Source organism: Streptomyces sp. NPDC034043 (assembly GCF_055575675.1).
This window is the reverse complement of sequence record NZ_JBVISF010000002.1, coordinates 644108-656573: the sequence shown is the minus strand read 5'-3', so window position 1 is coordinate 656573 and position 12466 is coordinate 644108. Positions and strand designations below refer to the sequence as shown.

Here is a 12466-nt window from a genome sequence, read left to right as displayed (position 1 = left end):
CAAAAGGGACATTCAGCCCTGGAGTCGGTACTCCTCGAGCAGGCGTCGCCCGATGATCATTTTCTGGATCTCGGCGGTTCCTTCACCGATCAGGAGCATCGGTGCTTCGCGGTAGAGGCGCTCGATCTCGTACTCCTTCGAGAACCCGTACCCGCCGTGGATACGGAAGGCGTCCTCGACGACCTCCTTGCAGTATTCGGAGGCGAGGTACTTCGCCATCCCGGCTTCGAGGTCGTTTCGTTCCCCGGAGTCCTTTTTGCGTGCCGCGTTCACCATCATGGCATGGGCGGCCTCGACCTTGGTAGCCATCTCGGCCAGCTTGAACTGGATGGCCTGGTGCTCGGCGATCGCCTTGCCGAAAGTGTGACGTTGCTGGGCATACGAGACACCCAGCTCAAAGGCACGCTGTGCGACGCCGCAGCCACGGGCCGCCACGTTGACCCGGCCGACCTCGACGCCGTCCATCATTTGGTAAAACCCTCGGCCCGTCCGGCCGCCGAGGACCCGATTGGCCGGAATGCGCAGTCCGTCCATGATGAGCTCGGTCGTGTCGACGCCCTTGTAGCCCATCTTGTCGATCTTGCCCGGGATGGTCAGGCCCGGACGGACCTCACCGAAGCCCGGCTCCTTCTCGACGAGGAAGGTGGTCATCGACTTGTGGGGCGCCGTGCCCTCGGGGTGTCCTTCGTCACTCCGGACCAGAACGGCCACGAGGGTCGAGGAGCCGCCGTTCGTCAGCCACATCTTCTGGCCGTTCAGGACGTACTCGTCGCCGTCCTTCACCGCCTTGGACGTGATGGCCGACACGTCCGAGCCCAGCCCGGGCTCCGACATCGAGAAGGCGCCGCGCACCTCGCCCAGGGCCATGCGCGGCAGGAAGTGGTCCTTCTGCTCCTGCGTGCCGTGCTGCTTGAGCATGTACGCGACGATGAAGTGGGTGTTGATGATGCCGGAGACGGACATCCAGCCCCGCGCTATCTCCTCGACGCACAGCGCGTAGGTGAGCAGCGACTCACCCAGGCCGCCGTACTCCTCGGGGATCATCAGGCCGAAGAGGCCGAGCTCCTTGAGGCCGTCGACGATCTGCTGCGGGTACTCGTCGCGGTGCTCCAGCTCGGTCGCGACCGGGATGATCTCCTTGTCGACGAACTCCCGGACGGTCTTGAGGATCTCCTGCTGGACGTCCGTGAGCCCGGCGGTCTGGGCGAGTCGTGCCATGGCTACTTCCCCTGTTCCTTCAGCTGAGGCCGGCCGGGCTGCTCGCCGCCGCGCGCCGTGATGTACGTCTCGGTCGGGACCATCACCTTGCGCCGGAAGACGCAGACGAGGGTGCCGTCCTGCTTGTAGCCCTTGGTCTCCACGTAGACGATGCCGCGGTCGTCCTTGGACTTCGACGGGGTCTTGTCCAGGACCGTGGTCTCGCCGTAGATCGTGTCGCCGTGGAAGGTCGGCGCCACGTGCCGCAGGGACTCGATCTCCAGGTTGGCGATGGCCTTCCCGGAGACGTCCGGCACGGACATGCCGAGCAGCAGCGAGTAGATGTAGTTGCCCACGACCACGTTCTTGCCGAAGTCGGTCGTGTTCTCGGCGTAATTGCTGTCCATGTGCAGCGGGTGGTGGTTCATGGTCAGCAGACAGAAGAGGTGGTCGTCGTACTCCGTGACCGTCTTCCCGGGCCAGTGCTTGTAGACCGCCCCGACCTCGAACTCCTCGTACGTGCGTCCGAACTGCATGGGATCAGCCCTCCGGGATCTCGAACTTGCTGGTGCGCTGCATCCCCGCCGCCCGGCCCTTGCCGGCGATGACCAGGGCCATCTTGCGGCTGGCCTCGTCGATCATCTCGTCGCCGAGCATCGCGGACCCCTTCTTGCCGCCCGCCTCGGAGGTGCACCAGTCGTACGCGTCGAGGATCAGCTCGGCGTGGTCGTAGTCCTCCTGGGAGGGGGAGAAGACCTCGTTGGCCGCGTCGACCTGACCCGGGTGCAGCACCCACTTGCCGTCGAAGCCGAGGGCCGCGGCGCGCCCGGCGACCTCGCGGTAGGCGTCCACGTCGCGGATCTGCAGGAAGGGGCCGTCGATGGCCTGGAGGTTGTGCGTACGGGCCGCCATCAGGATCCGCATCAGGATGTAGTGGTAGGCGTCCGCCGGGTAGCCGGGCGGCTGCATGCCCACGACCAGGGACTTCATGTTGATCGAGGCCATGAAGTCGGCCGGGCCGAAGATGATCGTCTCCAGGCGCGGAGAGGCGGCGGCGATCTCGTCGACGTTCACCAGGCCCTTGGCGTTCTCGATCTGCGCCTCGATGCCGATCTTGCCGACCTCGAAGCCCATGGTCTTCTCGATCTGCGTCAGCAGCAGGTCCAGGGCGACGACCTGCTGGGCGTCCTGCACCTTGGGCAGCATGATGCAGTCGAGGTTCTGGCCGGCGCCCTCGACGACGGTGATGACATCGCGGTACGTCCAGTGGGTGGTCCAGTCGTTGACGCGGACCACGCGGGTCTTGCCGGTCCAGTCGCCGTTGTTCAGCGCGTCCACGATCGTGTGGCGGGCGCCTTCCTTGGCGAGCGGGGCGCAGGCGTCCTCCAGGTCGAGGAAGACCTGGTCGGCCGGCAGGCCCTGGGCCTTCTCCAGGAACCGCGGGTTCGAGCCCGGGACCGCGAGGCAGGAGCGGCGCGGACGCAGCCGGTTCACGGGGGAGAGGGGCGTGGTCATGCGGGGACCTCCGTGCTTTCAGCGATGGTGAGGGGGTGGAGCTTGTTGGCCTTGCGGATCTCGTCGACGATACGTCCGATGATCTCCGTGATGCCGAAGTCCTTGGGGGTGAACACGGCGGCCACCCCGGCGGCCTTCAGCGTGACGGCGTCGGCGTTCGGAATGATGCCCCCGACGATGACGGGGATGTCGCCCGCCCCCGCCGCCCGCAGGCGTTCCAGGACGTCCGGGACGAGAGCGCTGTGCGAACCGGACAGGATGGACAGTCCCACGCAGTGCACGTCCTCGGCCAGCGCCGCCGAGGAGATCTCCTCGGGGGTCAGCCGGATGCCCTGGTAGACCACCTCGAAGCCGGCGTCGCGGGCCCGCACGGCGATCTGCTCGGCGCCGTTGGAGTGCCCGTCGAGGCCGGGCTTGCCGACCAGCAGGCGCAGCCGGCCGGAGCCGAGCTCGTCCGCCGTCCGGGCGACCTTCTCGCGGACCAGGGCCAGCGGGGTGCCCTCCTCGGCGGTGACCGCGACGGGGGCCGAGGAGACCCCGGTCGGGGCGCGGAACTCGCCGAAGACCTCCCGCAGGGCACCGGCCCACTCGCCGGTGGTGACACCGGCGCGGGCGCACTCCAGGGTGGCCTCCATCAGGTTCTCGGTACCGGCGGCGGCCTCCTTCAGCCGGTCCAGGGCCTGCCCGGCGGTCGGGAAGACGAACGGGTCGCCGCCGCCCTGCCGGTCGGAGGACTCCTGGCGCTCGGCCCGCCAGCGGACGATGCGTTCGACGGTGAGCGCCTCCACCGCGGGGTCGACGGTCATGATGGCGCCGTCGAGGTCGGCGGTGAGCGGGTTCTCCTCCGTCTGCTGGAAGCAGTTCACCCCGACGATCTTGTCCTGGCCCGCCTCGATCCGGGCGCGGCGCTCGGCGTGGGAGGAGACCAGCTGCGACTTCAGGTACCCGGACTCGACGGCGGCCATCGCGCCGCCCATCTCCTGGATCCGGTCGATCTCGGCCAGGCAGTCGGCGACCAGGGAGTCGACTTTGGCCTCGATGACGTGGGAGCCGGCGAAGATGTCCTCGTACTCCAGCAGGTCGCTCTCGTGGGCCAGGACCTGCTGGATGCGCAGCGACCACTGCTGGTCCCAGGGCCGGGGCAGGCCCAGCGCCTCGTTCCAGGCGGGCAGCTGCACCGCGCGCGCCCGGGCGTCCTTCGAGAGGGTGACCGCGAGCATCTCCAGCACGATCCGCTGGACGTTGTTCTCGGGCTGCGCCTCGGTCAGGCCGAGGGAGTTCACCTGGACGCCGTAGCGGAACCGGCGCTGCTTGGCGTCCTCGATGCCGTAGCGCTCCTTGGTGACCTTGTCCCAGATGCGGCCGAAGGCGCGCATCTTGCACATCTCCTCGATGAAGCGGACGCCCGCGTTCACGAAGAAGGAGATGCGCGCGACCACCTCGCCGAAGCGCTCTTCGGGCACCTGGCCGGAGTCGCGGACCGAGTCGAGCACGGCGATCGCGGTGGACATCGCGTACGAGATCTCCTGGACCGGGGTGGCCCCGGCCTCCTGGAGGTGGTACGAGCAGATGTTGATCGGGTTCCACTTCGGGATGTGGTTGACCGTGTACGCGATCATGTCCGTCGTCAGGCGGAGCGAGGGCCCGGGCGGGAAGACGTGCGTCCCGCGCGAGAGGTACTCCTTGACGATGTCGTTCTGGGTGGTGCCCTGGAGCTGGGAGATGTCGGCGCCCTGCTCCTCGGCGGCCACCTGGTAGAGCGCCAGCAGCCACATGGCCGTGGCGTTGATCGTCATCGAGGTGTTCATCTGCTCCAGGGGTATGTCCTGGAACAGCCGCCGCATGTCGCCCAGGTGGGAGACCGGGACCCCGACCCGGCCCACCTCGCCGCGGGCGAGGATGTGGTCGGGGTCGTAGCCGGTCTGCGTCGGGAGGTCGAACGCGACCGACAGGCCGGTCTGGCCCTTGGCGAGGTTGCGGCGGTACAGCTCGTTGGACGCCTCGGCCGTGGAGTGGCCGGCGTACGTCCGCATGAGCCACGGACGGTCCTTCTGGCGCTCTGTCATCTCAGGCGATCCTTATGGCCTTTGAGCGGACTCAGACGTTACGGAAGCGGTTGATGGCGTCGAGGTGCTCGGCCCGCATCTCGTGGTCGCGGACGCCGAGGCCCTCCTCGGGGGCGAGCGCGAGGACGCCGACCTTGCCCTGGTGGAGGTTGCGGTGGACGTCGTAGGCCGCCTGGCCGGTCTCCTCCAGGGAGTAGACCTTGGACAGGGTGGGGTGGATCTTGCCCTTGGCGATCAGGCGGTTGGCCTCCCACGCCTCGCGGTAGTTGGCGAAGTGCGAGCCGATGATGCGCTTGAGGGACATCCACAGGTAGCGGTTGTCGTACTCGTGCATGTAGCCCGAGGTGGAGGCGCAGGTGGTGATCGTGCCGCCCTTGCGGGTGACGTAGACCGAGGCGCCGAAGGTCTCGCGGCCCGGGTGCTCGAAGACGATGTCGATGTCCTCGCCGCCGGTCAGCTCGCGGATCTTCGATCCGAAGCGCTTCCACTCGCGCGGGTCCTGGGTCCGCTCGTCCTTCCAGAACTTGTAGCCCTCGGCGTTGCGGTCGATGACCGCCGTGGCGCCCATCTTGCGGCAGATCTCCGCCTTCTCCGGGGAAGAGACGACACAGATGGGGTTGGCGCCGCCGGCCAGCGCGAACTGGGTGGCGTACGAGCCGAGGCCGCCGCTGGCGCCCCAGATCAGGACGTTGTCGCCCTGCTTCATGCCGGCGCCGTTGCGGGAGACCAGCTGACGGTACGCGGTCGAGTTGACCAGGCCGGGGGAGGCGGCCTCCTCCCAGCTGAGGTGGCCCGGCTTCGGCATCAGCTGGTTCGACTTGACCAGGGCGATCTCGGCGAGGCCGCCGAAGTTGGTCTCGAAGCCCCAGATCCGCTGCTCGGGGTCGAGCATCGTGTCGTTGTGGCCGTCGGAGGACTCCAGCTCCACCGACAGGCAGTGCGCGACGACCTCGTCGCCCGGCTTCCAGGAGTTGACGCCGGGGCCGGTGCGCAGCACGACGCCCGCGAGGTCGGAGCCGATGACGTGGTACGGGAGGTCGTGGCGCTTGGTGAGCTCCGACAGGCGGCCGTAGCGCTCCAGGAAGCTGAAGGTGGACACCGGCTCGAAGATCGACGTCCACACCGAGTTGTAGTTGACCGAGGAGGCCATGACGGCGACCAGGGCCTCGCCCGGACCGAGCTCCGGAACCGGGACCTGGTCCAGGTGCAGGGACTTGCGCGGGTCCTTCTCGCGGGTGGCGAGCCCCGCGAACATCTCCGCCTCGTCCTTGTGCACGGTGACCGCGCGGTACGAGTCGGGGAGCGGCAGCGCGGCGAAGTCTGCGGCGGTGGCGGACTGCGACTGAATCGCGTCCAGGATGTCCTTCACGGTATTGCCTCCTGAGGGTCTCCCCGGACGGAGTTGGGGGAGGGCGCTGATGAGGGTGCGCTGAGGGATACGCGGGTGCGTGTGTGACGGGTGTTGCGGGTGCCGTCGGTCCTGGGGTCCCCGGCCGAGGACCGGGGGAGGAGCTGTGGTGCTGGCGCGCCTGTGGTGGGGCGGGCGGGGGCCTGGTGACGCAGGCATCCGGGGCGCGTTCCTTGCCGAGTGGGCGCGGGCCGCGGGGACATCCGGACGGGACTCAACGTATGGCACCCCGTGTCACTCGGCAAGGCACTGCGTGCCAAAAATTTCTCTCACTTGCCGATTGACCTGCGCAGATGAGCGATGATCGATCAGAGTTACCGGCGAGTAGGGGCAACTCGGACAAACGAAAACGGCCGCCCCCGGAACGGGAGCGGCCGCTGTGACGAGGGTCGCCCGGTGGTGCTCCGGGGGCGACCGCCTACTTGTTCTTGAGCGCCTCTTCGATGGCCCGCATGACCTCGTCGAGCGGAGCGTCCGTACGCGCCACCGCGACGAGCACCTCGCCCTCCGTGCGCACCGCCGCGCTCGGCACCCCGGCACCCGCGCCCGGCGTGCGTCCGGCGCCGATCCCGGAGCCGAAGGTCTTGCGGACGATCGCGAAGGCGTGGTCCAGCTGCGTCTCCACGTCCCCCTGGCCCCCCGCCCGCAGCCAGCGCCGCAGCACGTGGTTGTGGGCGGTCACCACCGCCGAGGCGGCCACCTCGGCCAGCAGCGGGTCGTCGTTGCCGTCGTGGTGGTCGGTCTCGTCGAAGTGGGCCAGCAGATAGCGGGTGAAGAGCCGCTCGTAGCGGGCCACCGAGGCGATCTCCCGCTCCCGCAGCGCCGGCACCTCGCGGGTCAGCCGGTAGCGCTCCACCGACACCGCCGGCGAGGCGGCGTACATCTTCATGACTTCCTTGATCCCCCGGCACACCGTGTCGAGCGGGTGCTCGTGCGCCGGGGCCACGTCCAGAACGGCCTCGGCACGGGTCAGGGTGTCGTCGTGGTCCGGGAAGATCGCCTCTTCCTTCGAGCGGAAGTGCCGGAAGAAGGTCCGGCGCGCCACCCCGGCGGTCGCGGCGATCTCGTCGACCGTCGTGGCCTCGTACCCCTTGGTCGCGAAGAGCTCCATGGCCGCGGCCGCGAGCTCGCGGCGCATCTTGAGCCGCTGGGCGGCCGCCCGGGTGCCGGCGGCGCTCTCCTGGGAGTCGCCGGCCGAGGCGGCGCGGGGTGAGGTCTTGGCGGGCTGGGACATAGAGCGAAAGTACTTCATTCGGGCAGGCGCGCGCGCCGGAGGGGGGTGAGAGGGGGGTGGATGCGGGGGAGGGCCCGCACTGGGCTCGGGAGGGTGTGTCCGCCGTGAGGGTCCGGCGGACCCGAGCAGCCCTCCCCACGCATCCTGCTCAGGGCCCGGCCGGGGGTTACCGGCGGGCGTACTCACGGAATCCGCGGCCGGTCTTCCGGCCCAGGCAGCCCGCCGCCACCAGGTGCTCCAGCAGCGGCGACGGTGCCAGGCCCGGGTCGCGGAACTCCTGGTGGAGGACCTTCTCGATGGCGAGCGACACGTCCAGGCCGACCACGTCGAGGAGCTCGAAGGGCCCCATCGGGTAGCCGCCGCCCAGCTTCATCGCGGCGTCGATGTCGTCGATCCCCGCATAGTGCTGCTCGACCATCTTGATCGCGTTGTTCAAGTACGGGAACAGCAGCGCGTTCACGATGAAGCCGGCCCGGTCCCCGCAGTCCACCGGGTGCTTGCGCACCTTGGCGCAGACCTCGCGGACCGTGGCGTGCACGTCGTCGGCGGTCAGGACGGTCCGGACCACCTCGACCAGCTTCATGGCCGGCGCCGGGTTGAAGAAGTGCATGCCGATCACGTCCTGCGGACGCGAGGTGGCCCGCGCGACGGCGATCACCGGCAGCGAGGAGGTGGTGGTGGCCAGCACCGCACCGGGCTTGCAGACCTTGTCCAGGCCCGCGAAGAGCTGCTGCTTGACCTCCAGGTCCTCGGCGACCGCCTCGACAGCCAGGTCCACGTCGGCGAAGGCCTCCAGCGACCCGGCCGGGGTGATCCGCTCCAGGGTCCGCGCCGCGGCCTCCTCGGTCAGGCGGCCCCTGGACACCGCACGGTCCAGGGACTTCCCGATCGCGGCCTTCGCGGCCCCGGCCTTCTCCTCGCTGCGGGCGGCCAGCACCACGTCGTAGCCGGCCTGGGCGAAGACCTGGGCGATGCCGCTCGCCATGGTCCCGGAGCCCGCGACGCCGACCGAAGAGACCGGACGGCCCGCGCCGAGCAGGGACCCGTCCAGCGGGGTCTGCAGGTCGCGGACGACCACCGGGCTGCCCGGAGCCTCGTACGTGTAGAAGCCGCGCCCGGCCTTCTGCCCGGTCAGGCCCGCCTCGACGAGCTGGCCCAGGATCGGCGCCGGGGCGTGCAGCCGGTCGCCGGAGGAGGCGTACATGGCCTCCAGCACGGTGCGCGCGGTGTCGACGCCGACCAGGTCGAGCAGGGCGAGCGGGCCCATCGGCAGACCGCAGCCGAGCTTCATCGCCGCGTCGATGTCCTCGCGGGAGGCGTACTTGGCCTCGTACATCGCGGCGGCCTGGTTGAGGTAGCCGAAGAGCAGGCCGTCGGCGACGAAGCCCGGCCGGTCGCCGACGGCGACGGGCTGCTTGCCGAGCTCCAGCGCCAGCCCGGTGACGGCCTCCACGGCGGTCGGCGCGGTCAGCACGCTGGAAACGATCTCGACGAGCTTCATCGCCGGGGCCGGGTTGAAGAAGTGCATGCCGAGCACCCGCTCGGGGTGCAGGGACTCGGCGGCGAGCCGGGTCACCGACAGCGCGTTGGTGCCGGTGGCCAGCACGGCGTCCGGCCGGACGATCGCGTCGAGCTCGCCGATCACCCGGCGCTTGAGGTCGTAGTCCTCCGGGACCACCTCGATGACGAGGTCGGCCTCGGCGGCCGCCCCGAGGTCCGTGAAGGCGCGGAAGCGGGCCAGGACCGCCTCGCGCTCCTCCTCGGTGAGCTTCTGCTTGGCCACCGAGCGGGCCGTGGCGGCCGCGAGGGACCCGGCGGCGCGGCGGGTGGCGGCCTCGCTGACGTCGATGCCGATGACCTCGCGGCCGGCCCGGGCGAGGACCTCGGCGATGCCGGTGCCCATCGTGCCGAGGCCGACGACGGCGACGGTGCGGAGGGAGGAATGACTGGACGTGGACGGAAGGTCCATCGCGGGACTCCAGTGGAAGAGGGTGACGACTGGGGAGCGCGCGGCGCACAGCGCGCGCGGATGCCGTACGGAAGAGCCGTGCGGAGCACGCCCGGCGGTGCGCCCGGAGAGGGAGAGGGGGCGCGGCGGGCGGAACGGCGGAACCCTGTCCCGGGGTCCAGCCGTAGCGGTGGAACGGACGAGCGGACGAACCGACTGGTACGGGGCGGCTGCGTCACCAGGCCGGCTCCGTACGTGTGGAGTGACATTAACCCGGTGGTAACTGGTCCGCCAGAGCGCGGAGATGTGACCTGTACCGCCCAAATGTACCGATCATCGATCATCGATCAACGAGGTCCGCAGAAGGCGGCCTGCCGGGGCCCGCGTACCCCTAGGGTGGCGGCGTGAACGACGTCCTGGAACGCCTGCGGGCGGAGGCCGGCGGATCGGCGGCGTACGCGGAACTGTGCGCGGCGGAGCCGGACGCGCTGGCCGCCTCCCTGACCTCCGCCGGGCTGCCCCTGTGGGCCCGCGAACTGGCCGCCTACCGACTGGGGATGGGCGGCGACCGGCGGGCCTTCGAGCCCCTGGTCCTGCTCCTCAACCACCGGGACCCGGCCCGCTGCGCCGCCGCCGCGCAGGCGCTCGGCGTCCTCGGGGACCCGCGCACCGCCCGCGCGGCGGCCGCCCTGGCGACGAACTCCCTGCGCACGGCCTACGCCCTGCACCCGGTCAGGCTGCTCACCGCGCTGCGGGCTCCCGAGTCGGCCCCGGCCCTGATCAAGACCCTGTCGCGGCTGCTCGCCCCGCACGACCCGTACTGGCGGGTGGCCCTGGCCTGCGTCGAGGGCCTGGGCACCCTGGCCGACGCCCGGGCCCGCGACGTCCTGGTCCGCGCCCAGGCCCACCCCCGGCTCGCCCTGGCGGCGACGGACGCCCTGAACCGGCTGACGGTCCGGCACCCGGACGCGTAGGTCGGACGCAGGGACCTACCCGGCCGCCGGCACCACGGCGAAGGCCTCGACCTCCAGCAGGAGCTCCGGGCGGAACAGGGCGGCGACCTGGACCGCCGAGGAGGCCGGCAGCCGGTCCGGGGCGATGACCTCGTCCCGGGCCGCCCGGACCGCCGGCAGGTGGGCCACGTCCGTGACGAAGTACGTCAGCTTCACCACGTCATCGAAGCCCGCCCCCGCCGCCGCCAGGCACCGCCGCAGGTTCTCGAACACCTGCCGGGCCTGCGCGGCGGGGTCGCCCTCACCGACCACCTCGCCCTTCTCGTCGAAGGCGCACTGCCCCGAGACGGCCACGAACCGCCCGGTGCCCCAGACGACGTGGCTGTACCCGGTGCCGGGGCTGACGCCCTCGGGCGCGGCGATACGGGTGAGGTGGCTGTTGCCGCTGTTACCACTGTTGCTGCTCTGTTCGAACGAGGTCATGCGGACGATCTTGCCCGCCAGGTGTCAGCCGCGGAAGCCGAGCAGGCCGTGGAGGGCCGCACCGCCCGCCGAGGGCGGCACCGCGCGCGTCGCCGTGGTCGGCTTCGGGGCCGGCGGCGCCGGGCACGTCGCGTCCGCCGCCCGGCCCGTCCTCAGGTACGCCGCCAGCTTCTCGTCGAGGCACTTGTTGCCGCTCAGGGCGATGCCGTGGTTGCCGCCGCCCTCCTCCACCACCAGCGCCGAGCCCGCCAGCTTGGTCCGCATGCTCACCGCGCCCTCGTAGGGTGTGGCCGCGTCCTCCGTCGCCTGGAACAGCAGCGCCTGGGGCAGCTCGGTGTTCGTCACGTCCGTGGCCTGGAGCGGCTGCGCCGGCCAGAACGCGCACGGCGCGTTGTACCAGGCGTTGTTCCAGGTCATGAAGGGCGCCTTCGCGTGCGTGCGCCACATGTCGGCCCGCCAGCGGTTCCAGTCCCTCGGCCAGGCCGAGTCCCGGCACTGCACCGCCGTGTACACGCTGTAACTGTTGCCCGCCGCCGGGTCCACCGCGCCCAGCCGCTCGTACGCCGCCACCAGCGGCTTGGCGTCCCGCTTCACCGCGTACGCCGAGAAGGCCTCGGCCAGCGACGGCCAGTAGCCGTTGTAGTAGGCGCCCGGCATGTACGTGTCCTCCAGCTCGGCCGGGCCCACCTTCCCGCCCGCCGGGGCGGTGCGCAGCGCGTCCCGCATCTCGTACCAGCGCGCCTCGACCCGGGCCGGGTCGGTGCCCAGGTGGTACGTGGAGTCGTACTGGGCCACCCAGGCCAGGAACGCCTTGTGGCGGGCGTCGAAGGCCAGGTCCTGCGCGAGGTTGTCCTCGTACCAGACGCCGCCCGGGTCGACCACGGAGTCCAGCACCAGCCGGTGCACCCGCTCCGGGTGCAGCTTGGCGTACACGGCGCCCAGGTAGGTGCCGTAGGAGTAGCCGAAGTAGCTGAGCTTCGCCGCGCCCAGGGCGGTGCGCAGCACCTCGATGTCGCGGGCCGCGGAGACGGTGCCGACGTGCGGGAGCACGTCCGCGTGCTTCTCCTGGCAGGACACCGCGAAGGAGCGCACCCGCACCAGGTTGGCCCGCTCGGTCGCCCCGTCCCTGGGCACGGAGTCCGGCCGTACCGGTGTGAAGTGGCCGGGCCCGCAGTCCAGCGCGGGCTCGCTCTTGCCCACGCCCCGCGGATCGAAGCCGATCACGTCGTACTGGGCGGCGACGTCCTTGGGCAGCGCGGAGGCGACGAACCCCGCCAGGGCGCGGCCGCTGCCGCCCGGGCCGCCGGGGTTCACCAGCAGCGGCCCCTGGGAGGTGGCCGCGGTGTGCGGGACGCGGGTCAGGGCCAGGGAGATCTGCCGCCCGGCGGGCTGCCCGTGGTCGAGCGGGACCTTGAGGGAGGCGCACTGCAGGGTCGGGTAACGCGGGGTCGCGCAGCCGGTCCAGTTCAGCCCGGCGGCGGCCGCCGGGGCGGGCGCGGCGGCGGGTGCCGCGGCGGTGACGGGGGTCGCGAGGGCGGCGGCGACGGTGGAGATCGCCAGCAGGACGGCGGCGCGCTTCTTCGCGGGGCGCAGCTTCGAGGGGTGGAGCATGGGGCCTCCCAGCCGAGGGTTCTGGGCGGAATCGTCCCGGAAACCCTGGCG

General features: G+C 70.9%; 10 protein-coding genes. 1 reads left to right on the top strand and 9 read right to left on the bottom strand.

Annotated features, from left to right (window positions below):
• Positions 1-12 precede the first annotated feature (12 nt).
• From ACZ51S_RS07640 to ACZ51S_RS07610, 7 genes are all read right to left on the bottom strand, one after another.
• A complete protein-coding gene (locus ACZ51S_RS07640) occupies positions 13-1218 on the bottom strand; it encodes an acyl-CoA dehydrogenase family protein (RefSeq protein WP_467887036.1) in 1206 nt (401 codons plus the stop codon).
• Positions 1219-1220: 2 nt separating this feature from the next.
• Positions 1221-1733 carry a MaoC family dehydratase gene (locus ACZ51S_RS07635; protein ID WP_468479675.1) on the bottom strand — a complete coding sequence of 171 codons (513 nt, stop codon included), beginning with the start codon at positions 1731-1733 and terminating at the stop codon, positions 1221-1223.
• Positions 1734-1737: 4 nt separating this feature from the next.
• The gene (locus ACZ51S_RS07630) at positions 1738-2712 is read right to left on the bottom strand and encodes an HpcH/HpaI aldolase/citrate lyase family protein (RefSeq protein WP_388942678.1); all 975 of its coding nucleotides are present in this window, start codon (positions 2710-2712) and stop codon (positions 1738-1740) included.
• Complete coding sequence (locus ACZ51S_RS07625; protein ID WP_388942675.1) at positions 2709-4778, bottom strand: protein meaA; 2070 nt, start codon at positions 4776-4778, stop codon at positions 2709-2711. Before ACZ51S_RS07625 ends, ACZ51S_RS07630 begins: the two co-directional genes overlap by 4 nt.
• A 31-nt stretch (positions 4779-4809) precedes the next feature.
• A complete protein-coding gene (gene ccrA, locus ACZ51S_RS07620; protein WP_468479674.1) occupies positions 4810-6147 on the bottom strand; it encodes a crotonyl-CoA carboxylase/reductase in 1338 nt (445 codons plus the stop codon).
• Between the two features lie 457 nt (positions 6148-6604).
• Entirely contained in the window at positions 6605-7420 is an 816-nt protein-coding gene (locus ACZ51S_RS07615) for a TetR family transcriptional regulator (RefSeq protein WP_468479673.1), read from the bottom strand.
• Between the two features lie 166 nt (positions 7421-7586).
• Entirely contained in the window at positions 7587-9389 is a 1803-nt protein-coding gene (locus tag ACZ51S_RS07610; protein ID WP_388942668.1) for a 3-hydroxyacyl-CoA dehydrogenase family protein, read from the bottom strand.
• 383 nt (positions 9390-9772) lie between these two features.
• Between ACZ51S_RS07610 and ACZ51S_RS07605 the strand changes: the two genes are divergently transcribed.
• A complete protein-coding gene (locus ACZ51S_RS07605) occupies positions 9773-10342 on the top strand; it encodes a HEAT repeat domain-containing protein (RefSeq protein ID WP_388942666.1) in 570 nt (189 codons plus the stop codon).
• 15 nt (positions 10343-10357) lie between these two features.
• Here the strand turns inward: ACZ51S_RS07605 and ACZ51S_RS07600 are convergent, their stop codons facing one another.
• Together ACZ51S_RS07600 and ACZ51S_RS07595 are read right to left on the bottom strand one after the other, a co-directional pair.
• A complete protein-coding gene (locus tag ACZ51S_RS07600; protein ID WP_468960074.1) occupies positions 10358-10804 on the bottom strand; it encodes a RidA family protein in 447 nt (148 codons plus the stop codon).
• A 24-nt stretch (positions 10805-10828) separates the two neighbouring features.
• Positions 10829-12415, bottom strand: a complete 1587-nt coding sequence (locus ACZ51S_RS07595) for an alpha/beta hydrolase (protein WP_468886276.1) — start codon at positions 12413-12415, stop codon at positions 10829-10831.
• Between the last annotated feature and the right edge of the window lie 51 nt (positions 12416-12466).

Coding starts and splice junctions, on each gene's coding strand:
- ACZ51S_RS07600 (WP_468960074.1), bottom strand. CDS start 10,804: ATGACCTCGTTCGAACAGAGCAGCAACAGTGGTAACAGCGGCAACAGC.
- ACZ51S_RS07625 (WP_388942675.1), bottom strand. CDS start 4,778: ATGACAGAGCGCCAGAAGGACCGTCCGTGGCTCATGCGGACGTACGCC.
- ACZ51S_RS07595 (WP_468886276.1), bottom strand. CDS start 12,415: ATGCTCCACCCCTCGAAGCTGCGCCCCGCGAAGAAGCGCGCCGCCGTC.
- ACZ51S_RS07630 (WP_388942678.1), bottom strand. CDS start 2,712: ATGACCACGCCCCTCTCCCCCGTGAACCGGCTGCGTCCGCGCCGCTCC.
- ACZ51S_RS07610 (WP_388942668.1), bottom strand. CDS start 9,389: ATGGACCTTCCGTCCACGTCCAGTCATTCCTCCCTCCGCACCGTCGCC.
- ACZ51S_RS07640 (WP_467887036.1), bottom strand. CDS start 1,218: ATGGCACGACTCGCCCAGACCGCCGGGCTCACGGACGTCCAGCAGGAG.
- ACZ51S_RS07635 (WP_468479675.1), bottom strand. CDS start 1,733: ATGCAGTTCGGACGCACGTACGAGGAGTTCGAGGTCGGGGCGGTCTAC.
- ACZ51S_RS07615 (WP_468479673.1), bottom strand. CDS start 7,420: ATGTCCCAGCCCGCCAAGACCTCACCCCGCGCCGCCTCGGCCGGCGAC.